Raw genomic sequence first — 23547 nt, 5'->3', positions numbered from 1 at the left:
GGTACCGCGCCGTTCAGGCCACCGCACTGCGGCCCACCACCGCTCCCGCCCGGTCGACGCAGATCACGTCCACCGCGACGGGCGCCCCGCGCAGCACCGCCAGGGCCTCGTCGCGCGCCGCCGTCGCGACCAGGTCGCCGAGCGGCACGCCCGCCGCCCGGCAGAGCCGGAACGCGGCGAGGCCGGTCTCGGCGTCCGCCACCCGGGCGGCCAGCGCCTCGTCCGCACCGCCGCGCCGGGCGAGCCGGGCGAGGAAGCCCTGGTCGACCTGCGAGCGGGCCGAGTGCAGATCGAGGTGCCCGGCCGCGAGCTTGGAGAGCTTGGCGAATCCCCCGCAGACGGTCAGGCGGTCCACGGGGTGACGGCGGACGTACTTCAGCACGGCGCCGGCGAAGTCCCCCATGTCGAGCAGGGCGTCCTCGGGCAGACCGTACTCGGCGACCACCGTCCGCTCCGAGGTGGACCCCGTGCACCCGGCGACATGGGTGCGCCCGGCCGCCCGCGCCACGTCGACCCCGCGCCGGATCGAGTCGATCCACGCCGAACACGAGTAGGGGACGACGACGCCGGTGGTGCCGAGGATCGACAGACCGCCGAGGATGCCGAGCCGGGGGTTCCAGGTGGAGCGGGCGATCTCCTCGCCGTGGTCCACGCCGAGGGTGATCTCGACGTCCCCGGTGTCTCCGTACCGCTCGGCCACACGGGCCACGTGGTCGCGCATCATCCGCCGCGGTACGGGATTGACGGCCGGTTCGCCCACCGGCAGCGGCAGACCGGGCCGGGTCACCGTACCCACCCCGGGGCCCGCCCGGAAGACGACCCCGCCCCCGGCGGGCAGCCGCCGCACCGTCGCCCGGACCAGCGCCCCGTGCGTGACGTCGGGATCGTCGCCGGCGTCCTTCACGATGCCCGCCATGGCGTACGAGCCGGTCAGCTCCTCCACCGCGAGCGCGAACGACGGAGTCTGCCCCTTGGGCAGCGTGACCGTCACCGGATCGGGGAAACGGCCGGTCAGCAGCGCGGTGTACGCGGCCGTCGTCGCGGCGGTCGCACAGGCGCCCGTGGTCCAGCCGGGCCGCAGACCGGTGTGCTTGAGTTGGGCGCTGCGGCCGCCCGTGGCCTCGCTGCTCATGCCTCGCTCACTCGGAGGGAACCGGATGAAGGGAACGGATCCGCCGTGCACGTGCTGATCCTGGGCGGGACGACGGAAGCCCGGCGTCTCGCGGAACTGCTGGCCGCCGACGCCCTGCCGGGACTGCGCGTCACCAACTCGCTGGCCGGGCGGGTGGCCGCGCCCCGGCTGCCGCCCGGCGAGGTGCGCGTGGGCGGCTTCGGGGGCGCGCAGGGGCTCGCCGGCTGGCTGCGCGCGCACGGGGCGGACCTGATCATCGACGCCACCCACCCCTTCGCCCGCACCATCGGTCTCAACGCGGCGTCGGCCGCCGCCACCGCCCATGTTCCCCTGCTCGCGCTGCGGCGCCCCGGCTGGGTGCCCGTCGAGGGGGACCGCTGGCACGAGGCACGCACCCTGGAGGAGGCCGCCGCGCTGCTGCCCGGGCTGGGCCGGCGGGTGTTCCTGACCACCGGCAGGACGGGCCTCGCCGCCTTCGCGGATCTGCGCGACCTGTGGTTCCTCGTACGGTCCGTGGACGCGCCGGAAGATCCCCGCCCGGCCCGCATGGAGACGCTGCTCGACCGCGGCCCGTTCACCCTCGACGGGGAACGGGAGGTGCTGCGCCGGCACCGCGTCGACGTCCTCGTCACCAAGGACAGCGGAGGGTCGGCCACCGCGCCGAAGCTGACGGCCGCCCGCGAGGCGGGGCTGCCCGTGGTCGTGGTGCGCCGGCCCCCGCTGCCCGCGGGGGTGCGCGTGGTGGCCGGACCCGAGCAGGCGCTCCGGTGGGTCAGGGAAGCACACGCGGGGCGTCCGCTCCCGGACGGCCGCTGACCCGCCGCCCGCCCACCCCTCCGGGCAGCGGCGGGGCGTCCCGCCACGGACCGTACGGTCAGGACGGGACACCGGGGCCGCGACCGGCCCCGGACGGCGCGCCGTTCACTCCTCCTCACTCGCGATCGCGTTCAGCGCGGCGGCGGCGATGGCGCTGCCGCCTCGGCGGCCCCGCACGATCAGGTGCTCCAGCCCGGACGGATGCGCGGCCAGGGCGTCCTTGGACTCGGCGGCGCCGACGAAACCGACGGGGACGCCGATGACGGCGGCCGGACGGGGCGCGCCTTCCTCGATCAGCTCCAGGAGGCGGAAGAGCGCGGTGGGCGCGTTGCCGACGGCGACCACGGCACCGTCGAGACGGTCGCGCCACAGCTCCACCGCCGCGGCGCTGCGGGTGGTGCCCAGCTTCGCCGCCAGCTCCGGCACGGCCGGGTCGGAGAGGGTGCACAGCACCTCGTTGCCGGCGGGCAGCCGCTTGCGGGTCACACCGCTGGCCACCATCCGCACGTCGCAGATCACGGGTGCCCCGGCGCGCAGCGCCTCGCGGGCGCGGGCGACCACACCGGGGGAGAAGGACAGGTCGCGCACGAGGTCGACCATGCCGCAGGCGTGGATCATCCGGACCGCGACCCGACCGACGTCGGCGGGCAGGTCCGCGAGGTCGGCCTCCGCGCGGATGGTGGCGAACGACTCGCGGTAGATGGCCGCGCCGTCCTTCTCGTAGGCGTACGTGGTCACGGTGTTCTCTCACTGCTCCCGGTCGTCGAACGGCTCAGGGGGCCACACGGTCCCCCGCGCGTCCGGGCGGGGACGGGAGCCGTGGACACGGCGGCGAGCATACCCACCGTCACAGGGGATGTATGCCGCGCCCTTTCCGGCCGCCCCTTACTATGCTCTCGGTGGACCGTCCGGTCCGCCATCGCCGTGACGGCGACAGGGGAGGAAGCCCGGTGCGAATCCGGCGCGGTCCCGCCACTGTGAACCCGGCCCCTCGGGCCGGGTGAGCCAGGAACTCCCGCCGTCCAGACCGCCCGGGGCGCGGACACCCCGAGGAAGGCCGACGCCGCATGCTGCCATCGACCGGGGAGCGTCCCCCGCACCACCGCCTCCCGCCCGGCGGGCGCCCGGCCGCGGAGGGCGGGGACTGAACGACCGGCGCAGCCGAGTGCTGCGAGCGCCTCGTGGGGGAAGTCCGGTCGAAATCCGGCGCTGACCCGCAACGGTGGGCGGATCCCGGTGCAGGGATCCGCGAGCCCGATCACCCACGGTGGCGAAGCTCCTGACGATCGCCGTGGACTGCGAGAGGGTGCTGCGCACGGCGCACCGCGCCCGGAGCCGCCCCCACGACCGCGCAGGCGCACGGCCCGACGCGAAGGCGACCAGCCCGTGGCCACGCTCCACGACCGAACACCCGTACCCCACCACGCCCCGGCCGGTACCGAACCACCGTCCCGGCGCGTCCCGTTGCCCCTGCTCGTGGCCGGCCTGTGCGTCGCGCTCCCCGTCTCCCTGGTCTGCGGGGCGGGCATCGGCGCCTCCGGCATCCCGTGGAGCGAGGCACTGCGCCACCTCTGGGCGGGGACCACCGGGGGCTCCATCACGGCGGACGAGGTCTCCTCCTACACCATCGTGTGGGAACTCCGCTTCCCGCGCGCCGTGCTCGCGGCGGTCGTCGGCGCCGGTCTGGCATCCGTCGGCGTCGCCGTCCAGGCCATGGTCCGCAACGCCCTCGCGGACCCGTTCGTCCTCGGCATCTCCTCCGGCGCGGCCGTCGGAGCCAACGCCGTGCTCATCTTCGGGGCCTTCGCGGCGCTCGGCGTCTGGGCGCTGTCCACGGCCGCGTTCCTCTCCGCGCTCGCGGCCATGGCGCTGGTGTACGCGATCGCACGGACCCCGCGGGGTCTGACGCCGCTGCGGCTCGTGCTGACCGGGACCGCGCTCCACTACGGCTTCTCCGCCGTGACCACGTTCATGGTGTTCGCCGCCGAGCACGGCGAGGCGGCCCGGTCCGCGATGATGTGGCTGCTCGGCAGTCTGGGCGGCGCGAGCTGGTCTTCCGTCCCCATCGCCGGCTGCGCGGTCCTCGGCGGGCTCCTCCACCTCGGCTGGTCGGCCCGGCGCCTGAACGCCCTCGCCATGGGCGACGAGACCGCCGCCGCGCTCGGCGTGGACCCCGGCCGGCTCCGCCGGGAGCTCTTCCTCGGCGCCGCCGCCGTCACCGGGGCGGTGGTCGCGGTGAGCGGGGCGATCGGATTCGTCGGCCTGATGGTCCCGCACGCCGCCCGGATGCTGGTCGGGGCGGACCACCGCAGGCTGCTGGCCGTGGCGCCCCTGGCCGGCGCCGTCCTGCTGATCTGGGTCGACATCCTCTCCCGCGTGGTGCTCGCCCCCGCCGAACTGCCCCTGGGCGTCCTGACGGCAGCGATCGGCGTGCCCTGCTTCCTGCTGCTCATGCGGCGCCGTACCTACACCTTCGGAGGCGCGTGATGCGGGTCGACATCGACAGGGTCACGGTCGAGATCTCCGGCACGCACGTGGTGCGGGACATCTCCCTGCGCGCGGGCAGCGGCCGGTTCGTGGGGGTCGTCGGACCCAACGGCAGCGGCAAGTCGACCCTGTTGCGCTGCGTCTACCGAGCCCTGCGTCCCACGGCCGGTGCGATCCGCCTGGACGGCGACGACCTGCTCGCCATGAGCCCGCGCGACAGCGCGCGCCGCGTCGCGGCCCTCCCGCAGGAAGTGGCCGCGGAGTTCGACTTCACGGTGGCGGAGGTCGTCGCCATGGGCAGGCTGCCGCACCAGGGGGCGGTGGCCAGGGAGAGCGAGGCGGACCGGCGCGCCTGCGCCGCCGCACTGGAGGGCGTCGGCGCCGCCCATCTGGCCGGCCGCGGCTTCCTCACCCTGTCCGGCGGTGAGAAGCAGCGGGTGCTGATCGCCCGCGCGCTCGCCCAGCAGCCGCGGGTCCTCGTCCTGGACGAGCCCACCAACCACCTGGACATCGCCCAGCAGCTGGAACTCCTGTCCCTCGTCCGCGCCGGCGGGCCCACCGTGCTCACCGCGCTGCACGACCTCAACCTGGCCGCGCTCCACTGCGACCTCCTCCACGTCCTCGACGGCGGGCGGATCGTCGCCTCCGGTGCCCCCCACGACGTCCTCACGCCCGGTCTGCTGGCGGAGGTCTTCGGTGTCCGGGCGCACCGCGTCGTGCACCCGGGGACCGGCGCGGTCCAACTGCTCTTCGACCGGCTCCCCCGCCCGTAGTCCGCCGCTTCCCGCCCCGACCTCCAAGGAGTCACCACCATGCCGCATCCCGTACGCCGTGCCGCCCTCGCCCTCGTCCTGGCCCTCGCCGTCACCGGCTGCGGTGCGCGGGTACCGCCGGAGGGGAAGGGGGACGGGGAGCGGGCGTCCGGCGGCCACTATCCGGTCACCGTCGAGAACTGCGGGGAGAAGAGGACCTTCGAACGGGCTCCGCGGCGCGTGGTCACCAACGACGTCGGCATCACCGAGATCATGTTCGCCCTCGGCCTGGAGGACCACATGGCCGGATACGTCATGCCCGACGACAAGGGCGACCTCACGGCGGTGCCGTGGAAGGACGGCTACCGGAAGACCGCGTGGCTCTCGAAGCAGCGGATCACCAGGGAACTGGTGCTCGACGCCCGCGCCGACCTGGTCTTCGCGGGCTGGAACTACGGCTTCGACGAGGGCGAGGGCTTCACGCCGGCCGCGCTGCGACGCCTGGGCGTCGACTCGTACGTGCTCAGTGAGTCGTGCCGCAACGGCCGGGGCAAGGCGCGCGGCGTGATGGCACCCCTCGACGCGCTCTACACGGACCTGCGCAACCTCGGGAAGGTGTTCGACGTCGAGGAGAGGGCCGAGACCCTCGTCGCCTCGTTCCGCGCGCGGGTGGCCGCGGCACAGGCGAAGGCACCCAAGGGCGCCGACCGGCCGAGGGTCTTCCTCTACGACAGCGGGGAGGACAAGCCCTTCACCGCGGGCGCCTTCGCCGGACCGCACGACATCATCACCAGGGCCGGCGGCGACCACATCATGAAGGACCTCCGGGACAGCTGGACCGCCGTCGGCTGGGAGACGGTCGTCGCCCGCGATCCCGAGGTCATCGTGATCAACGACTACGGGGACGTCAGCGCGGAACAGAAGCGCGCGTTCCTCAGGTCCTACGAGCCGCTCGCCAACGTCTCGGCCGTCCGCGAGGACCGGATCGTCGTCCTCGACTACGTCGATCTCGTCGAGAGCCCCCGCAACCCCGCGGCCGTCGACTCCCTCGCGGCCCGGCTGCGGGCGTTCGGCTCCTGAGCCCGGGCAAGGGGCGCTCAGCACGCACGGCGTCACCACGGCCGCCGGCGCCGCCCCCAGCGTCCCCGGCCGGCCCCGGCCCGGAGCCTGCGGAGCAGGACGGCACCGACGACCACGGCGAGCGCGAGGAACACCGCGCGCCGGCCGGCGCCGGGTGCCCGGGCGGCGGGGACCGCGCACGCGGACCGGCCGGGGCGGCTCCGGCCGGTCGCGGGCGCGGCGGTCCCGGGCGACAGCTCCCCGACGATCCGCTGCCAGACGTGCTCCGGGGGAGCGGCCGGAAGGTCCGCGCCCTCGGCGCCGCGCGCCGACCTCACCACACGGGTGGTGCGCCGCAGTTCCTCCCGGCAGCGCGGGCACGAGGCGATGTGCCGGAGGTTGCCGACGTCCTCGTCACCGGTCGCATGACCGAGCGCCAGCTCCACCAGGTGCGCCGGATCCACGTGGTCCACTGCGACCTCCGGTGTCTCGGGGCCCGTACCGCCGCGGGCACGGGCTGGTCCAACTCGCGGAGCGACGCCGTCAGCCGTCCACCGGCTCCGCGGTGACGACGAGGTTCGCCGTGTAGCCGCCCCGCTCGGGCTCGAACGGCGGGGCGCAGGTGATCAGGGTGAGGACCGGGGCGCCCGTCCGGCGGAAGACGGACGGCGGCAGCTCGTCCTTCGGGACGGTGGTGCGCGAGACGACGCGGTAGACCACCGGCTCCGCCCCCGCCCGCCGCACCTCGACCGTCTCGCCGCGCCCCACGTCGCGCAGCGCGGCGAACTCGCCCAGGTCGCCCGTGTCGGTGTCGACGTGCCCCACGAGCACGGCCGACCCCTGGGGACTGCCGGGCGCCGGTCCGTAGCGGTACCAGCCGACCACCGCGGGGTCGTCGGGGACGGTCATGTCGCCCTCCGGGGCCACACCGACGGCCTCGACACGGGCGTCGAGGCCGACGCCGGCCACCCGGACCCGCTCGGGCGGAGCCTCCCGGACCGGGACGGCGTCCTGCCGTGCCGCGCCGGGCGTGCCGGCCACCGCCGCCGTGTGCACCGGAGGTCCGGCGCCGAAGTCCGCCGGGGCCGCTCCCGACCCCGGCGGCAGCAGCACGACACCGAGGACGGCCGCCGTGGCGGCCGCCAGCCCGGCAGCCGCCACGGCCGGACGCCGCACGGTGTCAGGCACGCCGGCCCGCGTAGCGGCGGGCCACCAGGACACCGGTGACCGTGACCGCTCCGGTCGCGGCGGCCCAGGCCAGCCACGCGTCGGAGGAGTTCGGCGAGGCGGCGGCGGCACCGCTGCCGCCCGCGTGCACGCCGTTGGGCGTGGACTCCATGCCGCTGAACTTCTGGGTGGCGAGGGCCAGGTTCTTGTCGTTGGCGCTGCCCCAGGCGTAGACGACGTTGCTCGTGCCCTCCTGGAGGTTCAGGTCGGCCGGCCCGATGGCCACGGTGTTCGTCCCGGCGAGGACGACGTCGGCCTCGACCGTGCCCGCGTCGACCGCCGCGGTGTCCTCGTTCGGGTTGGTCAGGTCGCTGAAGACGGGCTGTCCGCCGGCCCGCACGTCCACGGCCGGTGCCGCGGCGACATGGCGGACCGTCAGGCGCGACTTGCCCGGGTCGACCTTGGACACGTCGTTGGAGAAGGCCGTCAGTTCGGGCTTGCCGTCGGCGGAGAGGTGGGCGGCGATCGTGGCGTTGCCGCCCTCGGGCACCTTCACCTCCTTCTCGAGGGCGGGGGTGCCGTCGGGGTTCTGGCCCGCCTCGAAGATCTGGATGTCGTAGGTGCCGGCGTCGAGGGACTGCGGCTCGGTCACCGTGCCCGGCTTGAAGTCGCTGAGCAGCGCCTTGCCGTTGGCGTAGACGTCGACCGTCATCCCGGGGATGCCGTGGAAGACCGACACCATGGCCGTCTTCTGTTCGGCGTCGGGAGCCGCCACGGCGGGCGCGGCCACCCCGAGGGCGAGCGCGCAGGCACCGGCCGAGGCGGCGAGGGTGAGGGGGGTCCGGGAGGTCATGGGGATCATCCCTTTCGAAGGAGTCTTCGCACGCTGCGGAGTCTCGGTCCTGTTTCCTGCTGGTGAGGTGCCGCGGATGCGCCCGGGGCACGGATTCTCCGGATCGGTCACGCGCCCGCGCCGGTCTCCCGGCCCTGCTCGATCACCCGGCGCAGCCGGTGCAGACCGCGGCGGGCGTGGCTCTTGACCGTCCCCAGGGGCACGCCGGTGCGCTCCGCGATCTGGACCTGGGTCAGGTCCTCGTAGAACGCCATGCACAGCACCTCACGCTGGGCGTGCGGCAGCCGGGACAGGGCCTGGACGACCAGCACCCGGTCCAGCACGTCGTCCGGTGCCCCCGCGGCCGGCCCGGCGGGGGCGGCGGCGTGGGCGGCCGAGTCGGCGAGGGACAGGCGCCGCGTCCTGGCGGCCAGCGCGTCGACGATCTTGCGGCGGGTGATGCCGACCAGCCAGGCGCCGAGCGGGCCCCGGTCGGGACGGAAGCCGTGCCGCCCGCGCCAGGCGCCGATGAAGACCTGCTGGGTCACGTCGTCCGCCTCGTGGGCGTCGCCGAGGGACCGGGCGGCCATGGTGTGCACGAGTGAGCCCCAGCGCCGGTAGATCGCCGCGAACGCCTCCTCGTCGGCGGCGACGAGCCCCCGGGCCAGTTCCTCCTCGTACCGGGTCTCTTCCACGGGTGGGACAAGGACGGTGGTGGGTCGCGTATGGGTGCTCATGGCCTGACTCCTCCTGCCGAGCGCGTGAGTCCCAGTCTTGGACGCACAAACGACGCAGACAACATGCGTCGTTTGTGCGTCGTACGATGGGGTCATGAGCGAGCTGACGCAGAGCGGCGGGCACCGCGACGGCGAGGGCGTCCCGCCGGCCGGCGGGCTGACCACCGGGGAGGTGGCGAGGCGCCTGGGCGTGGCCCCCACCACGGTCCGCACCTGGGACCGCCGCTACGGACTGGGGCCCGACCAGCACACCGGAGGCCGGCACCGGCGCTGGACCGCGGCGGACGTGGCGCGGCTGGAGCGGATGTGCGCGCTGACGGCGGACGGGCTCCCCCCGGCCGAGGCCGCACGCCTGGCCCGCAGCGAGGAGCCGCCCGAAGCGGCCCCGGCCGGCCCGCGGGCCGCGCCGGCACGACGCGCGCCGGCCCGCAGCCGGGCGGGCAGCGGACTACGGCTCGGTGACGCGCGCCAGGAGTGCAAGGGCATCGCCCGCGCCGCCCTGCGGCTGGACGCCGCCGCACTGGACCGGCTGCTGCTCGCCGCGATCACCGAACACGGACTGGTCGCCGCCTGGACGGAGGTGATCGTGCCCACCCTCCAGGCCGTCGGCCGCAAGTGGGAGACGTCGGGGGAGAGGTACGTGGAGGTCGAGCACTTCCTCTCCTGGCACGTCTCCGGCGCGCTGCGCCGCACCTCGCCCGACACGGTCGCCGACCGCCCGGGCGCCACCACGGTGCTCGCCTGCGTGCCGGGGGAGAGCCACACCCTCGCGCTGGAGGTGCTGTCCGCCGCACTGACGGAGCGGGGCATCCCGGTGCGCATGTTCGGCGGGGCCCTGCCGGTCGAGTCGCTCGTCGCGGCGGTGCGCAGGACCGGGCCGGCCGCCGTCGGGCTGTGGGCCCAGTCCCGCACCACCGCCAGCCGGCCGCTGGCCCAGCACGTGGCCGGCATGGAGTGGGGGGTGCGCGGTGCCCGCCGCAAGCCGGCCGTCCTCACCCTCGGGCCGGGCTGGGCGGGGCGGGCGGTGCCCGGCGTGGCGCGTCCGGTGGGGCTCGCCGAGGCCGTCGCCGCCCTGGAGTCGGTCGTCGCCCGGTGAGACGCCGTCGTCCGGGCACTCGGTCGTGGTGCCTGGCATCGGCCCGGGGAACGTGGTCCGCTGGGCCGGCGGTCGCGGCCGCGGTCCGCCGCCGAAGGAGGAGCAGCATGACCGACGAACACCGCGGGGCACCGGACGCCGTCGTGGTCGGCGCGGGCCTGGCCGGCCTGGCCTGCGCGCTGGACCTGTGCCGCGCCGGACTGCGGGTGACCCTGCTGGAGGGGTCCGACCGGCCGGGGGGCCGCATGCGTACCGACCGGCAGGACGGGTTCCTGCTGGACCGCGGCTTCCAGGTCTTCAACACCTCCTATCCGCAGGTGAAACGACGCCTGGACCTCAGGAGCCTGCGGCTGCGGCCGTTCACCGCCGGCGTCATCGCCCACACCCCGGGCGGACCGCTGCGCCTCGCCGACCCGACCCGGAGCCCGGGCGCGGCACGCGCGCTGCTGCCGGGCAACGGTCTGACGGCCCGTGACCTGGCCGCGCTGGCGGCGCTCACCGCCCGCGACACGGTGCTCCCCGCGGACCTGCTGAAACACCGCGCGGACCGCTCGACCTCCGAGGCCCTGTCCCGCGCGTTCCTGTCGGACGCGGTGATCGCCCACGTGCTGCGGCCGTTCCTGTCCGGGGTGTTCCTCGAGGACCGTCTGGAGACCTCCGCCCGCTTCTTCCACCTGGTCTGGCGGAGCATGGCCCGCGGCACCCTGTGCCTGCCCGCCGCCGGCATCGGGGCGGTCCCGGCCCGGCTCGCCGACGATCTGCCCGACGGCGTCCTGCGGCCGGAGACGCCCGTCGCCGAAGTCACCGACGCGGGAGTGCTCCTGGGGGACGGCAGCGAGGTGGCGGCCGGCACCGTGGTGGTCGCCACGGACGCGGTGACCGCCGCCCGCCTGCTGCCGGGCCTGCCCGTCCCGGACGGACGCACCGTCACCACCTACTACCACGCGACCGACCGCACACCGCTGGCGGAGCCGACCCTGATGACGGACAGCACCGGCGCGATCCTCAACACCTGCGTGCTCAGCGAGGCCGCTCCCACCTACGCGCCGCCCGGCACCGCGCTCGTCTCCACCTCGGTCCTGGGCGAGGACCGGCCCGGCACCGCGGACGCGGTACGCCGCCGGCTGGCCGACCTGTACGGCACGGGCACGAGCGGCTGGAGCCAGGTCGCCGCCCGCACCGTCGAGGGCGCGCTCCCGGCGATGCTCCCGCCCTGGCCGCTGAGCCGCACGACCCGCTTCGGCCCCGGCCGGTACGTGTGCGGGGACCACAGGGCGACCGGATCGGTGCAGGGCGCCCTGGCGTCCGGCACGCGCGCCGCACGGGAGGTCCTCGCCGACCTGGGACGGCCGGGGACACACCGCTGAACCGGTCACCGGCCACCGCATCCATGACGGGCCGTCGGCCCGAATGAGTGAACGACCCGAAGTGCACCAGAGAACCGTCGACCCCGTCCCCGGAGTGAAGCGTGGAAGTGAGCGGCCATGAGCACCGACCAGCGGCCCCCGGGACGCGCCCCCCGGCCGACACCTCCGACGTGGTCGTCCTCGGTGGTGGCGCGGCCGGCCTCAGCCTCGCCCACCGGCTGACCGGGACGGACGGGCTCACCGTCACCGTGGTCGAGCCGCCGGACGGACCGCTCCGGCCGGCCGAGCGGACCTGGTGCTACTGGGACCGGGGCGGCGGAGACCTCGACGACGTCGTCTGCGCGTCCTGGCCCGTGCTGCGCGTCCACGGCGCCGACGGCCGGGACGTCACCGTCGACCCGGCCCCGTTCACCTACCGCATGGTGCGCTCCACCGCGTTCGAACAGCACGTCCACGGACTCCTGGACCGTTCCCCGGGCGGACGGCTCCTGCGGGCGACGGCGGACTCGGTGCACGACGGGCCCGGGGGCGCGGTGGTCCGGTGCACGCTTCCCACGGGCCGGCCCCTGCACCTGCGCGCCCGGCACGTGTTCGACTCGCGGCCGCCGCGCGCCCTGCCGCCGGCCCGCACCCGGCTGCTCCAGCACTTCCGCGGCTGGTTCGTGCGCACCGACACCGAACGGTTCGATCCCCGGGTCGCCGACCTGATGGACTTCCGGGTGCCGCAGCCCGCGCACGGGCTCGCCTTCGGCTACGTCCTGCCGCTGGCCCCGGACCGGGCGCTCGTGGAGTACACCGAGTTCTCCCGCGCCGCCCTGACCGCCGACGCCTACGAGGCGGCGCTCGGCCACTACTGCCGTGACGTCCTGGGCCTCGGCGCGTTCACCGTGGAGCGGACGGAGCAGGGCGTCATCCCGATGACCGACGCCCGCTTCCCGCGCCGGACGGGGAAGGCCGTCTTCCGCATCGGGACCGCGGGCGGCGCGACGCGTCCGGCCACCGGCTACACCTTCGCCGCGGTGCAGCGGCAGAGCAGGGCCGTGGCGGCCGCCCTGCGCGACGGGCACGGAACCGTGCCCGCCCCCCACGGGTGGCGCGCCCTCGCGATGGACGCGGTACTGCTGCGCGCCCTGGACACCGGACGGATCGACGGACCGGACTTCTTCACCGGCCTGTTCCGCCACGTCCCGCCGCAGCGCCTGCTGCGCTTCCTCGACGGAGCCACCTCACCGCTGGAGGAATGGGGCATCGGACTGCGCACGCCCGTGCTGCCCATGCTCCGCACGGCGCTCGAACTGCCCTTCCTGCCCCGCCGCACCCACCCCCTGTCACGAAACGGAGAAAACCACCGATGACCCCTCGCACCCGCTCCGGCGGTACCCCGCGGCGGGGCCGCGACCGCAAGGCCGAGATCCTGATGCCCCGGCCCGGCGCACCCCGGTTCCGGCGCGGGGACGAACCGTCCGTCGGCGTGATCGGCGGCGGCATCGCCGGCCTGGCCGCGGCCACCCTGCTGGCCGAACGCGGCGCCCGCGTCACCCTCTACGAACGGGAGGACTCCCTCGGCGGCCGGCTCGCCGGCCACCCCACCCGCCTCGCGGACGGTTCACCGGTCACCATGAGCCGCGGCTTCCACGCCTTCTTCCGGCAGTACTACAACCTGCGCGGTCTGCTCCGCCGTACCGACCCCGCCCTCGCCCGGCTCACCCCGCTGCCCGACTACCCCCTGCGGCACAGCGGCGGTCTGACCGACAGCTTCGCCCGCGTCCCGCGGACCCCGCCGCTCAGCGCGCTCGGATTCGTCGCCCTGAGCCCCACCTTCGGCTGGCGCGACCTGGCCGCCATGGACGCCCGGGCGGCGCTCCCGCTCCTCGACGTGCGCGTGCCGGAGGTGTACGAGCGCTTCGACGACGTCACCGCCACCGACTTCCTGGAGCGCGTGCGCTTCCCGGAAGCGGCGCACCACCTGGCCTTCGAGGTGTTCTCCCGCAGCTTCTTCGCCGACCCGCGGGAACTGTCCGCCGCCGAACTGCTGCTGATGTTCCACATCTACTTCCTCGGCTCGTCCGAGGGGCTGCTCTTCGACGTGCCGGACGAGCCGTTCCCGCAGGCACTGTGGGAGCCGCTCGGCGACTACCTCCAGCGCCTCGGCGCCGACGTCCGCACCGGGACGCCGACCCACGAGATCTCCCCGCTGGACGGCGGGGGAGCGCAGGTGCGCACCGACGCCGGCACCGACCGCCACCAGGCCGTGGTGCTCGCCACCGACACCGGCGGACTGCGCCGGATCGTCGAGTCGTCACCCGGTCTGGGCACCTCCGCCTGGCGGGAGGACGTCGCGGCCCTGCGCACCGCCCCGCCGTTCCTCGTCTCCCGGCTCTGGCTCGACCGTCCGGTCCGCTCCGACCGCCCCGGCTTCCTCGGCACCAGCGGCTACGACGGCCTGGACAACATCAGCGTCCTGGAGCGCTACGAGGGCGAAGCCGCACGCTGGGCGGCACGCAATGGCGGTTCGGTGGTGGAACTGCACGCCTACGCCGTGGACCCCGCGGCGGAACCCGAACAGGTGCAGGACACGCTCCTGGACCGGCTGCGCCGGATCTACCCGGAGACCGGGGACGCGCGGGTGGTCGACGCACGGCACGAGTGGCGCTCGGACTGCCCGCTCTTCCCGGTCGGTTCGCACCGCCGCCGCCCCTCCGTACGCACTCCGCACCCGTGGCTGGTCCTGGCCGGTGACGCGATCCGCTGCGACCTGCCGGTCGCCCTCATGGAACGGGCCGCCACCACCGGCTTCCTCGCGGCCAACGCCCTCCTCGGTGACCGGGGCGTACGGGGACAGGTGCTGTGGACCGTGCCGCGGGCGGGCCGCTCACCCGTGCTCCGCGCGCTCGGGGCTCTCGCGGACGACCACCCTGCCCGCTGACCGGCCCGCCGCCCGGCGGCACCCCACCGGGTGCCGCCGGGCAGCACGGCCCGGGCCGCGCGGATCAGCCGGGGAAGCGTCCGGTGCTGCGCAGCGCCCAGCGGCGTTCGGCGTAGGCCAGGTCGTCGCGCCACAGGCGTCCGGCGGTCCGGCGCATCAGGGGGCGCAGCGCCGGTGCCGCGGCCCGGGCCAGTGCGAAGCCGCGCCGGTCGGAGGCGGCGACGACCGCCTCGACCACGGCCGTCCTGGGCCGCTCCTCGCCCGCCCGGGTCAGGGGTGTCGCGTGGGTCTCCACCACGGACGTCGCTCCCTCGCCGTCGGTGATGCGCATGACGACCGTGCGCGGCTCCGGCGCGGTGAACTCGGCCCGTACCGGCACCACCAGTCGCCCGGCCACCCGGAAGGAGACGTCGACGACGAAGGCGTCGTCCTCCTCCCCCTCCGGTTCGCGCGCCACCGACAGGTCGACGAACGAATAGGGGTGGAACCACGAGCCGTGCCACGGATCGAGCCGGTTGGCCACCACGTCCTGCGGCTCGCACCGCCCCACCCCGGTGTACACGGCGTCCACCCCGCTGCCCGCCGCGGGCCGCGGGGGGACGACGGGACGCTCGGTGGGCTCCTCGCCGCCCACCTCGTCCAGACGCACCCAGACCAGCACCCCGTCGTCGTGCACCGGGAACGGCTGCCACCCGGCGAACGGCGAGCCGTCCAGGGCCAGTCCGTGCCAGTGGCACACCAGCGTGCCGCACACCACCCGGCTGTCCCGCAGGGGAGCACCGAGATGCGGGCACACGCCCGGTCCCGCGCGCAGCTCACCGGTGTCGGAGCGCCACAGCACGACCTCCGTACCGCCGACCGTCCTGCCGTAGGGGCCTCCCGCGGCGCGGACGGTCCGCGACGCGCCGACCACGAACCAGTTGCCCGAAGGGCGGGCGCAGGCGCGCTTGAGGGCGTCCGCGATGAGCGCCGGCCGTGCCTGACGCCAGGTCGGCGTCTGCGTCGCCCAGTCCGGGCCGGAACGCCGGCGCCGCAGCGGCGGGGTCCAGCGCGGCCCGCCCGTCCGTCCCCTCATCGCACCGGCCCCTTCCGGTCGAGCACCGCAACGCCGGCCGGGGAGGCCCGGCGTGGGGCGCCCGCGCCCCACCGGGCGGCGGCCACGCGCAGCACACCGGCCGCGGCCGTCGCCGCGCGCCGCCGGCGGGAGACCACCGCGCGGCGGTGCAGCACGGTGTAGTCCTGCGCCGCGATCGCGTCGAGGATGCCGCCGTACAGGGTGAACGCGGTACGGATGCAGGGACGCACCCGCGGGTCGAGCATGGCGATGCCCGGCTCGGCCTCCCGGTACACCTCCCTCGTCATGGCGTCCGCCGCGACGAAGGCCGCGCGGATGCGCGGGTCGTGGCGCCCGGTGCGCCGGCTCCACTCCAGGAGCGGCCGGTCCACGCCGTGCGCGGCGAGCAGGTCTCCGGGCAGGTAGACGCGGCCGCGGTCGAGGTCCTCGCCCACGTCCCGCAGGAAGTTGGTGAGCTGGAAGGCCACACCGAGGGCCGCCGCGTGCGGCGCCGCCTCCTCGCGGGGCACAACCGTCCCCAGGACCGGCAGCATCTGCAGGCCGATCACCTCGGCCGAACCGCGCACGTAGCCCCGCAGGTCGGCGTAGGTGGGGTAGTCCGTGACGGTCAGGTCGGCACGCATGGAGGACATGAAGTCGGCGAACAGCTCGTGCTCGATGCCGTACCGGCGGGCGGTGTCGGCCACGGCCCGGACCACGGGCTCGTCCCCGCCGCCGGTGCGCAGCCCGTCGGCGAGGTCGGACTCCAGTCGGCGCAGCAGCCGGTCGCGTTCGTCGGGCGTCCGGTGCCGGCCGAGGTCGTCCACGATGTCGTCGGCCCAGCGGGCGAAACCGTACAGGGCGTGCACGGCCGAGCGGTCCTCGAGCGGCAGGAGACGGGTGGCCAGGAAGTAGGTCCGGCCGTGGCGGGCGTTGAGCCGCCGGCACTGGGTGTAGGCGGCGCGCAGCGCGGGATCGGTGATCCCGGCCGCGTCCAGTTCACGACGGGTCATCGGCACCTGCCGGAGTAGGGGTGGTGGTGGAGGGCGCGGGCACGGCCGTCAGGGGAGTGCGCGCGCGGGCGGGGCGCCGGCCGGCGCCGCCGGTGACGCGGGCGGCGGCGAGCTTGCCGCTGATGAGGACCGTCGGCACGCCGACGCCCGGAGTGGTTCCGCAGCCCGCCAGGACCACGTTCTCCACCTCGCGCACGAGGTTGCGCGGCCGGAAGGGGCCGGTCTGGGCGAACGTGTGGGCTACGGAGAAGGGACTGCCGGCCGCGTGTCCCTGCGCCGTCCAGTCGAGCGGGGTCACCAGCAGCTCCTCGCGCACGCTGTCCCCGAACCCGGTCAGGCCCCGGCGTTCCAGTTCGCCGACCAGACGGTCCCGGTAGCGCGGGCCGAGGTCCCGCCACGTCGCGGCGTCGGGTCCGACCGTGGTGTTCGGGCAGGGAGCGAGCACGTAGTGGAGGTGGCCGCCGGGCGGCGCCAGTCCCGGATCGTGCGTGGTCGGGCGGGTGATCAGCAGCGACGGGTCGCTCATCAGCTCGCCCGAGCGGGTCAGCTCGTCGAACGTGCCCTCCCAGGAGGCGCCGAAGGACAGCGTGTGGTGCGCCAGCCCGGGCCAGGTGCGGTCGGTACCGGCGTGCAGGATCACCGCGGACGGCGAGTGGCGCAGCGGTGCCGGACGCCGCGGCCGGCGCCCCAGCAGCCGGTAGGCGGTGGGCAGTTCACAGGTCAGCACCACCGCGTCGCACGGGATCCGCTCGCCGGACGCCAGACGTACGGCCCGCACCCGGCCGGCCGACCGCTCCAGGGTGCTCACCTCGGCGCCGAAGCGCAGGTCGGCACCGGCGTCGGCCGCCGCGTCGGCCATCGCCCGGGGGAGGGCGTACATGCCGCCCTTGGGGAACCAGACACCGGCCACGGTGTCCATGTACGCGATCACCGCGTACGCCGCGAGCGCCTGGGCCGGGGCCACCCCGGCGTACAGGGCCTGGAAGGTGAAGACGCGGCGCAGCCGGTCGTCGGAGAGGAACCGGCCGATGCGGCCGTCCAGCCGCCCGAACCCGCCCAGCGCCGCCAGGCGGGCCAGGTCCGGGTGCAGCAGCTGGAAGGGCGAGTCGAAGTTCGTGTCGATGAAGCGGCCCATCTGCGCCCGGTACAGACGCTCCAGCCACTGCCGCAGACCGCGGTAGCCGGCCGCCTCCGCCGGACCGGCGAAACGCCGCACCTCCGCCTCCATCGCCTCGCCGTCGGTGTGCACGTCGAGGGAGGAGCCGTCCGCGAAGGACGCCCGGTAGGCCGGGTGCAGCGCCGTCAGCTCGACGCGGCGGTAGAGACTGTCGCCGACCGCCGCGAACGCCTCGTCGGCCAGGTGCGGCATGGTCAGCACCGTGGGTCCGGTGTCCACCTGGTAGCCGCCCAGCCGCACCCGGCCGGCCCGGCCGCCCGGACCGTCGTCCCGTTCCACGAGCGTGACCCGCCGGCCCGCACCCAGCAGGTGCAGGGCCGAGGCCAGGCCGGAGAGACCGGCACCCACCACGACCACGTGGTCGGTGGGTCCCGGCACCCGCTTCACGCGACCCCCTCGGCGCGGCGCGGAGCCACGTCCGACGCGCGGGCGACCAGCGCGGCGAACTCCTGCCGGACGGCGGGAGGGGCGCCCGTGCGCTCGAAGTGCCGCGCGCTCAGGTCCGTCAGTTCCACGATCTTCGCCTCCACCACCTCCCTGGCACCGGTGCGCTCCAGCGCCGCCCGCATCCGTTCGACCGCCCGCTGCGAGCCCGGGTCCGCGTCCGGGGCGAGCGTGGCGGCGGCGTGGTGGTCCCCGGCGGCGTCGGCGAGCCGGAGGGCGACGGCCAGGAGGTAGGTCAGCTTGCGCGAGCGCAGGTCGTCGTCGGCGGGCTTGCCGGTCAGCGCCGGGTCGCCGAAGGTGCCGAGGAGGTCGTCGCGGAGCTGGAAGGCCAGGCCGGCGCACCGGCCGGCCGCCCGCAGCGCGTCCAGGGTCCCCTCGTCCGCTCCGGCCAGCGTCCCGCCGAGGGCGAGGGGACGGGCGACGGTGTACAGGGCGCTCTTCAGGGTGGCGATGTCCAGCGCCTCGTCGACGTGCGACGAACGGGTGGCCTGGGCGTGCAGGTCCCGGTACTGCCCGGCGACCATCTCGGTGCGCATCGCCCGCCATTCCTCGTGCAGACGCCGGCCGTGCGGGGAGTCCAGCGCGGTCTCCGTCAGCAGGTCGTCCGCCCACGCGAGGGCCAGGTCACCGGCGAGCACCGCGGAGGAGGACCCGAACGCCTCCGCGGAGCCGTGCATGCCCGCGGCCCAGTGCCCGCGGGCCAGTTCGACGTGGAGCGCCGGGCCTCCCCGGCGCCGCAGCGACCCGTCCATCACGTCGTCGTGCACGAGGGCGCACACCTGGAGCAGTTCGAGGGCCGCCCCGGTGCGCAGTACCGCGGTGGCGTCGCCCGTACCGCCCGCCGCGCGCCAGCCGCAGACCGCGAAGGCCGTGCGCAGCCGCTTCCCGCCCCGCGAGACCAGCGCGCCCACGCGGTCGGCCAGGTCCCGGGCGAAGACCGCGTCGACGGCACGGGAGTCACGCAGCCGCGTCTCCAGGACCTGTTCGAGGACGGCGGCGGCACCGCCGGCGGCGTCGGCCGGGGTGAGGGGGTCGTCGGCCGGTTCACCGGGTACGGCGACGATCGGCGGCAGTCCAAGCATGCGCGGCCCCTTCTCACAGTCAGTTATCTGCACACCAGTGCTTCCGCCGAGTGCCCTGCTCCGGATGCGCTGATGTCTGCCCGGTACGGCGGCCGTCCCGGACGGACTCACCTCAGCGGCCCATCGGCGCCCGTTTGATGATGGTATGTCACTGTTCTGTCGGCCGGTGGGTGGCGGGCTCCTCAGTCGCGGCCGCGGGCCCGCTTGAAGCGGGCGAGCCCGTCGGCGAGGTCGATCAGCGGGTCGGGGTAGCCGAGCGCGTCGCGCCGCTCCGCCGGGAGCCGCCAGGGCTCGTGCACCGCCGCGCCGCCCACGTCCCCCAGCTCGGGGACCCAGCGGCGCACGTAGGCGCCGCCCGGGTCGAACCGCTTCGCCTGGACGAGGGGATTGAGCACGCGGTGCGGACGGGTGTCGGTGCCGGTGCCGGCGACCCACTGCCAGTTGAGCTGGTTGTTGACGATGTCGCCGTCCACGAGCAGGTCCAGGAAGTGCCGGGCGCCGATCCGCCAGTCCACGTACAGCGTCTTGGTCAGGAAGCTCGCCACCAGCAGCCGCGCCCGGTTGTGCATCCAGCCCTCGTGACGCAGCTGGCGCATGCCCGCGTCGACGATCGGATACCCCGTACGCCCCTCCCGCCACGCGGCGATGTCCTCGGCGGCGTCCTCCTCGTCGCGCCAGTGGTCGTGGCGCGTGCGGTAGTCCGTACCGGACGCCCCGGGCCGCGCCGCCAGCACCTGGTGGTGGAAGTCCCGCCAGCACAGCTGGCGCACGAACGCCTCCGCGCCGGGCCCGCCCGTCCGGCGGGCACGGTGCACGAGTTCCACCGGTGACAGCGCCCCGAAGTGGAGGTACGGCGACAGCCGCGAGGTCCCGTCACCGGCCAGGTCGTCGTGCCGGTCGCCGTACGAGGACAGCCCCGCGCGCAGCCACCGCGAGAACCGGTTCCGCCCCGCCGTCTCCCCGCCGTCCGGAAGGCCGGGGGACGTGCCGGACACGTCGGCGCGTGCGGGCACCGGACCGCCGCGCACCCCTTCGGGAACGGGCACGGCGCGCGGCGCGGGAAGGGGTTCCCGCAGCGTCTCCCGGTCCCAGCGGCGGAAGTAGGGCGTGAACACCGCGAAGTGGTCGGACCCGGCGGGGGTCACCGCGCCGGGGGCGACGGCGGTGATCACCGCCTCGTGCACCCGCAGGGCCACGCCACCGGCGCCGAGTCGCCCGCGCAGCCGCTCCTCGCGGTGCCGTGCGTAGGCCGTGACGCCCGCGGCCATGTGCACCTCGCTCGCCCCGCACTCGGCGGCGACCGCGGCGGCCTCCCGGTCGACCGGCCCCGAGCGCACCACGAGCCGGCCGCCGCGGCGGCGCAGCGAGGCGTCGAGATCGCGCAGACAGTCGGCGAGGAAGGCCCGCCGGTTGGGGACGTCGAAGCCGGCCGCCCGGATCCCGGGGTCCAGCACGAACAACGGCACCACCCGGTCCGCCGCCCGCAACGCGGCGCGCAGGGGCGGGTGGTCGTGCAGACGCAGGTCCGAGGTGAACAGGACGACCGCGACGGTCATGGCGTCACTCCTGGTGCGGTGGTGCGGGCGCGGGATGCCTACCGGCGGGAGGCACTTCGCCGGCCGCTCGCCTCGCGGACGCGCCCGGCGCGCCGGTCACCCCCGCGCGCCGTGAGGCCCCTGGCGGCGGCCCGGGTGATGTTGCGGGCCATGCCGCCGAAGACGACCGCGTGGAAGGGGGAGACGGACCACCAGTAGGCGTGGCCGAGCAGCCCCCGGGGGTGGAACAGGGCGCGCTGCCGGTAGCGGGTGCGGCCCCGGTCGTCCGTCTCGACGTACATCTCCAGCCACGCCAGGCCCGGCAGCCGCATCTCCGCCCGCAGCCGCAGCAGGCGCAGCGGTTCGATCTCCTCGACGCGCCAGAAGTCCAGCGAGTCGCCCACGCGCAGGCGTTCCGCGTCGCGCCGTCCGCGGCGCAGGCCGACACCGCCCGCGAAGCGGTCCAGCCAGCCGCGCACCGCCCAGGCCAGCGGGAAGGAGTACCAGCCGTTGTCGCCGCCGATCCCCTCGATCACCTTCCACAACGCCTGCGGGGACGCGTCGACGGGGAGTTCCCGCTCGTCCTCGTAGAGACTGCCGCCGGCCCAGTCCGGGTCGGTGGGGAGGGGGTCGCTGGGAGCCCCGGGGACGGACGCCGACGACCAGCGGGTGACGACCTCCGCGTCCCGCACCTTGCGCAGGGCCAGCGACAGGGCCCGGTCGAACGGCAGGGGGTGTCCGGGCGGGTCGGGGACGTACCGGGCGATGTCGTGCTCGTGGCAGACGACCTCGTGGCGCAGGGACTCCGTCAGGGGGCGGGCGAGGGAGGCCGGCACCGGGGTCACCAGGCCGACCCAGTGACTGGACAGCCGCGGAGTGAGCACCGGCACCGGCACGATGATCCGCCGCCTGAGGCCGGCCACGGCGGCGTAGCGGCGCATCATGCCCTCGTAGGTGAGGACGTCGGGCCCGCCGATGTCGAAGGCCCGGTCGACGTCGGCCGGCATGGTGGCGGAGCCGGCCAGGTAGCGCAACACGTCGCGGACCCCGATGGGCTGGGTGCGGGTGTGCACCCAACTGGGTGTCACCATGACCGGCAGCCGCTCGGTCAGGTAGCGCAGCATCTCGAAGGAGGCCGATCCCGAACCGATGACGACCGCGGCCCGCAGCACGGTCGCGGGCACCGGGGAGTCCAGGAAGACGCGGCCGACCTCGGCGCGGGAGCGCAGGTGCGGGGAGAGGGCACTTTCGGGGACGTCCCGCGGGGTGAGACCGCCCAGGTAGACGATCCTGCGGACGCCCGCGGCGTGCGCCTCCCGGGCGAAGATCCGCGCCGCACGGCGGTCGGTCTCCTCGAAGCCGGCGCCGGTGCCGAGCGCGTGCACGAGGTAGTAGGCGACGTCGACGCCGCGCATGGCCTCGGCGACCGAGCGCGCGTCGGTGACGTCACCCCGTACGGTCTCCGCGTCCGCCGCCCAGGGGTGATCGCGCAGCCGGTCGGGGGAGCGGGCGAGACAACGCACCCGGTGACCGGCCTCCAGCAGCTCCGGCACCAACCGGCCGCCGATGTACCCGGACGCACCGGTCACCAGACACAGCGTCCCTTCCGTCTCCCGCACTCCGCTCGTTCCCACGGTCTTTCCCTCCGGCTCGTTCCACGGCACCGGGCCGCGGCGCGACGGTCACTCGGACGGCGGGGCCCGTCGGCGCGGGCACCCCGCACGGTGCGGTCGCCTCCGTTTCCCGCTCCGCGCCCGCCGCGGATGCACCGGGCGGCGCGGCCGTTCAGCCGCGCGGGGCGTCGGTGCCGGCCTCCTGGTCGGCCCGGCCGCCGGCGCCGAGCAGCCCGGTCGCGGCGAACGGCTCCTCGGCGCCGAGACGCGGCAGCTCGCGCCGCGACAGCGACGTGACGACCGGCGGCATCGCGCCCCGCACGAGCTGGGTCGCGCGCAGCCACCGCGGCACGTAGACGGCGGGACGGCGTCGCTCGACGGCGTGCACCAGCCTGCCCGCCACGTACGAGGCGGGGTACATCCTGCGCGCCGGCGGCGGCATGTGCCCGCGCAACTCCCGCAGCACGGGGTGCCGGTCGGCGTCGCGCACCATGTCGGTGTCCGTCCAGTTGATGTAGGCGATGCCCACCCCCACGTGCCGGTGGGCGACCTCCGCCTGCAGCGCGTGGGCGAACGACTCGACCCCCGCCTTCGACGCGCAGTAGGCGCTCATCATCGGCGCCGCGCCGATGGAGGCCAGCGACGCCACCTGGAGGAAGTAGCCGCGCGTCTCGAACAGGTCGGGCAGGAATGTCCGCGCGGTGACCGCGCTGCCGATGAGATTCACCTCGACCACGCGCCGCCAGACCGCCGGGTCCGACTCCGCGAAGGGGCCGCCCTCCGCCAGTCCGGCGTTGGCGACCACCACCGAGGCGGGTCCGAGCCGCGCGCGTATGCCGGCCGCGGCCCGGCCCATGCCCCGGTCGTCGGTGACGTCGACCTCCCAGCACACCGAGCGTCCGGCCGGCAACGCGTCCCTGACCGCGGCCAGCGTTCTCTCCTCGCGGCCCAGCAGCGCCACCGTCGCGCCCCGTTCGACCAGGACCCGGGCCATGGCCGCTCCGAGGCCGCGCGCGGCTCCGGTCACCACGGCGACGCGGCCGTGCAAGGGGTTGCGGGCGACCGGCATGGGCGGCTCCTTTCCGCGGTGGCGCACTCCCCGGCCCACGCTAGACGCGCTCGGGCCCGCGGGCATGTCAGCGGCTGCTCCGCCCCCCGCCCGGAACGTGCGCGGACGCCCGCGCATGCGGGTCGTCCGCCCGACGGGACCTCTGCGCGAGCGGTCCCCCCGGTCCCACGCCGCGGGACCGTCCGGGTG

Annotated in this window: 21 protein-coding genes and 1 riboswitch; of the genes, 8 read left to right on the top strand and 13 right to left on the bottom strand. The window is 75.6% G+C overall.

The annotated features are described in order from the left end of the window. Positions 1 to 13 precede the first annotated feature (13 nt). A complete protein-coding gene (locus IE172_RS14845; protein ID WP_190097690.1) occupies positions 14 to 1132 on the bottom strand; it encodes a cobalt-precorrin-5B (C(1))-methyltransferase in 1119 nt (372 codons plus the stop codon). A 45-nt stretch (positions 1133 to 1177) separates the two neighbouring features. On the opposite strand from IE172_RS14845, the gene IE172_RS14840 reads away from it, so the two are divergent. Continuing rightward, complete coding sequence (locus tag IE172_RS14840; RefSeq protein ID WP_190097689.1) at positions 1178 to 1948, top strand: cobalt-precorrin-6A reductase; 771 nt, start codon at positions 1178 to 1180, stop codon at positions 1946 to 1948. A gap of 105 nt (positions 1949 to 2053) precedes the next feature. Here IE172_RS14840 and IE172_RS14835 read toward each other — a convergent pair whose 3' ends face one another. After that, entirely contained in the window at positions 2054 to 2686 is a 633-nt protein-coding gene (locus IE172_RS14835; RefSeq protein ID WP_190097688.1) for a precorrin-8X methylmutase, read from the bottom strand. Positions 2687 to 2867: 181 nt separating this feature from the next. Then, a riboswitch (cobalamin riboswitch) is annotated at positions 2868 to 2963 on the top strand. A 371-nt stretch (positions 2964 to 3334) separates the two neighbouring features. Between IE172_RS14835 and IE172_RS14830 the strand changes: the two genes are divergently transcribed. Genes IE172_RS14830 through IE172_RS14820 form a run of 3 tightly spaced genes read left to right on the top strand, consistent with a single transcriptional unit; the run spans position 3335 to position 6267 of the window. Next, on the top strand, positions 3335 to 4435 hold the full coding sequence (locus IE172_RS14830; RefSeq protein WP_190097687.1) for a FecCD family ABC transporter permease: 1101 nt from the start codon (positions 3335 to 3337) through the stop codon (positions 4433 to 4435). After that, the gene (locus tag IE172_RS14825) at positions 4435 to 5208 is read left to right on the top strand and encodes an ABC transporter ATP-binding protein (RefSeq protein ID WP_190097686.1); all 774 of its coding nucleotides are present in this window, start codon (positions 4435 to 4437) and stop codon (positions 5206 to 5208) included. Before IE172_RS14830 ends, IE172_RS14825 begins: the two co-directional genes overlap by 1 nt. Before the next feature lie 39 nt (positions 5209 to 5247). Beyond that, entirely contained in the window at positions 5248 to 6267 is a 1020-nt protein-coding gene (locus tag IE172_RS14820) for an ABC transporter substrate-binding protein (protein WP_190097685.1), read from the top strand. Positions 6268 to 6299: 32 nt separating this feature from the next. Here the strand turns inward: IE172_RS14820 and IE172_RS14815 are convergent, their stop codons facing one another. The 4 genes from IE172_RS14815 to IE172_RS14800 form a co-directional block, all read right to left on the bottom strand. Then, the gene (locus tag IE172_RS14815) at positions 6300 to 6719 is read right to left on the bottom strand and encodes a hypothetical protein (RefSeq protein WP_190097684.1); all 420 of its coding nucleotides are present in this window, start codon (positions 6717 to 6719) and stop codon (positions 6300 to 6302) included. A 70-nt stretch (positions 6720 to 6789) separates the two neighbouring features. Beyond that, complete coding sequence (locus IE172_RS14810) at positions 6790 to 7434, bottom strand: class F sortase (RefSeq protein WP_229886073.1); 645 nt, start codon at positions 7432 to 7434, stop codon at positions 6790 to 6792. Continuing rightward, a complete protein-coding gene (locus IE172_RS14805; RefSeq protein ID WP_190097683.1) occupies positions 7427 to 8266 on the bottom strand; it encodes a DUF4397 domain-containing protein in 840 nt (279 codons plus the stop codon). The genes IE172_RS14810 and IE172_RS14805 overlap by 8 nt, the downstream gene beginning before the upstream one ends. A 107-nt stretch (positions 8267 to 8373) precedes the next feature. Further along, the gene (locus IE172_RS14800) at positions 8374 to 8982 is read right to left on the bottom strand and encodes an RNA polymerase sigma factor (protein ID WP_190097682.1); all 609 of its coding nucleotides are present in this window, start codon (positions 8980 to 8982) and stop codon (positions 8374 to 8376) included. 94 nt (positions 8983 to 9076) lie between these two features. On the opposite strand from IE172_RS14800, the gene IE172_RS14795 reads away from it, so the two are divergent. The 4 genes from IE172_RS14795 to IE172_RS14780 all read left to right on the top strand — a co-directional run bounded on the left by IE172_RS14795 (position 9077) and on the right by IE172_RS14780 (position 14371). Beyond that, positions 9077 to 10078: a MerR family transcriptional regulator gene (locus IE172_RS14795; RefSeq protein ID WP_190097681.1), complete on the top strand. Its 1002-nt coding sequence runs from the start codon at positions 9077 to 9079 to the stop codon at positions 10076 to 10078. A 107-nt stretch (positions 10079 to 10185) separates the two neighbouring features. After that, positions 10186 to 11445 (top strand): NAD(P)/FAD-dependent oxidoreductase, encoded by a 1260-nt coding sequence (locus IE172_RS14790; RefSeq protein ID WP_190097680.1) that lies wholly within the window; start codon positions 10186 to 10188, stop codon positions 11443 to 11445. Positions 11446 to 11615: 170 nt separating this feature from the next. After that, positions 11616 to 12800 (top strand): lycopene cyclase family protein, encoded by a 1185-nt coding sequence (locus tag IE172_RS14785; protein WP_190097912.1) that lies wholly within the window; start codon positions 11616 to 11618, stop codon positions 12798 to 12800. Further along, positions 12797 to 14371: an FAD-dependent oxidoreductase gene (locus tag IE172_RS14780; RefSeq protein WP_190097679.1), complete on the top strand. Its 1575-nt coding sequence runs from the start codon at positions 12797 to 12799 to the stop codon at positions 14369 to 14371. Before IE172_RS14785 ends, IE172_RS14780 begins: the two co-directional genes overlap by 4 nt. 64 nt (positions 14372 to 14435) lie before the next feature. On the opposite strand, the gene IE172_RS14775 is transcribed toward IE172_RS14780, so the two are convergent. The 7 genes from IE172_RS14775 to IE172_RS14745 form a co-directional block, all read right to left on the bottom strand. Next, complete coding sequence (locus tag IE172_RS14775) at positions 14436 to 15446, bottom strand: DUF5914 domain-containing protein (protein WP_190097678.1); 1011 nt, start codon at positions 15444 to 15446, stop codon at positions 14436 to 14438. Continuing rightward, positions 15443 to 16438, bottom strand: coding sequence for a phytoene/squalene synthase family protein (locus IE172_RS14770; protein ID WP_190097677.1), 996 nt, complete (start codon positions 16436 to 16438; stop codon positions 15443 to 15445). The genes IE172_RS14775 and IE172_RS14770 overlap by 4 nt, the downstream gene beginning before the upstream one ends. Then, entirely contained in the window at positions 16425 to 18002 is a 1578-nt protein-coding gene (gene crtI, locus IE172_RS14765; RefSeq protein WP_190097676.1) for a phytoene desaturase family protein, read from the bottom strand. Before crtI ends, IE172_RS14770 begins: the two co-directional genes overlap by 14 nt. Continuing rightward, complete coding sequence (locus tag IE172_RS14760; protein WP_190097675.1) at positions 17999 to 19141, bottom strand: polyprenyl synthetase family protein; 1143 nt, start codon at positions 19139 to 19141, stop codon at positions 17999 to 18001. Before IE172_RS14760 ends, crtI begins: the two co-directional genes overlap by 4 nt. Positions 19142 to 19323: 182 nt before the next feature. Further along, the gene (locus IE172_RS14755) at positions 19324 to 20697 is read right to left on the bottom strand and encodes a cryptochrome/photolyase family protein (protein ID WP_190097674.1); all 1374 of its coding nucleotides are present in this window, start codon (positions 20695 to 20697) and stop codon (positions 19324 to 19326) included. A 38-nt stretch (positions 20698 to 20735) separates the two neighbouring features. Next, positions 20736 to 22310 (bottom strand): SDR family oxidoreductase, encoded by a 1575-nt coding sequence (locus tag IE172_RS14750; RefSeq protein WP_190097673.1) that lies wholly within the window; start codon positions 22308 to 22310, stop codon positions 20736 to 20738. A 151-nt stretch (positions 22311 to 22461) separates the two neighbouring features. Next, positions 22462 to 23358: an SDR family oxidoreductase gene (locus tag IE172_RS14745; RefSeq protein ID WP_190097672.1), complete on the bottom strand. Its 897-nt coding sequence runs from the start codon at positions 23356 to 23358 to the stop codon at positions 22462 to 22464. Positions 23359 to 23547 lie beyond the last annotated feature (189 nt).

Source organism: Streptomyces griseoflavus (genome assembly GCF_014649995.1).
In the GTDB taxonomy this organism is placed as follows: Bacteria; Actinomycetota; Actinomycetes; order Streptomycetales; family Streptomycetaceae; genus Streptomyces; species Streptomyces griseoflavus.
This window is presented reverse-complemented; position numbering and strand designations above follow the sequence as displayed.

Excerpts from the sequence above, each read along its gene's own strand:
- IE172_RS14845 (WP_190097690.1), bottom strand. The coding sequence starts at position 1,132 with ATGAGCAGCGAGGCCACGGGCGGCCGCAGCGCCCAACTCAAGCACACC.
- IE172_RS14825 (WP_190097686.1), top strand. The coding sequence starts at position 4,435 with ATGCGGGTCGACATCGACAGGGTCACGGTCGAGATCTCCGGCACGCAC.
- IE172_RS14820 (WP_190097685.1), top strand. The coding sequence starts at position 5,248 with ATGCCGCATCCCGTACGCCGTGCCGCCCTCGCCCTCGTCCTGGCCCTC.
- IE172_RS14805 (WP_190097683.1), bottom strand. The coding sequence starts at position 8,266 with ATGACCTCCCGGACCCCCCTCACCCTCGCCGCCTCGGCCGGTGCCTGC.
- IE172_RS14800 (WP_190097682.1), bottom strand. The coding sequence starts at position 8,982 with ATGAGCACCCATACGCGACCCACCACCGTCCTTGTCCCACCCGTGGAA.
- IE172_RS14795 (WP_190097681.1), top strand. The coding sequence starts at position 9,077 with ATGAGCGAGCTGACGCAGAGCGGCGGGCACCGCGACGGCGAGGGCGTC.
- IE172_RS14790 (WP_190097680.1), top strand. The coding sequence starts at position 10,186 with ATGACCGACGAACACCGCGGGGCACCGGACGCCGTCGTGGTCGGCGCG.
- IE172_RS14780 (WP_190097679.1), top strand. The coding sequence starts at position 12,797 with ATGACCCCTCGCACCCGCTCCGGCGGTACCCCGCGGCGGGGCCGCGAC.
- IE172_RS14775 (WP_190097678.1), bottom strand. The coding sequence starts at position 15,446 with ATGAGGGGACGGACGGGCGGGCCGCGCTGGACCCCGCCGCTGCGGCGC.
- IE172_RS14770 (WP_190097677.1), bottom strand. The coding sequence starts at position 16,438 with ATGACCCGTCGTGAACTGGACGCGGCCGGGATCACCGATCCCGCGCTG.
- IE172_RS14760 (WP_190097675.1), bottom strand. The coding sequence starts at position 19,141 with ATGCTTGGACTGCCGCCGATCGTCGCCGTACCCGGTGAACCGGCCGAC.
- IE172_RS14755 (WP_190097674.1), bottom strand. The coding sequence starts at position 20,697 with ATGACCGTCGCGGTCGTCCTGTTCACCTCGGACCTGCGTCTGCACGAC.
- IE172_RS14745 (WP_190097672.1), bottom strand. The coding sequence starts at position 23,358 with ATGCCGGTCGCCCGCAACCCCTTGCACGGCCGCGTCGCCGTGGTGACC.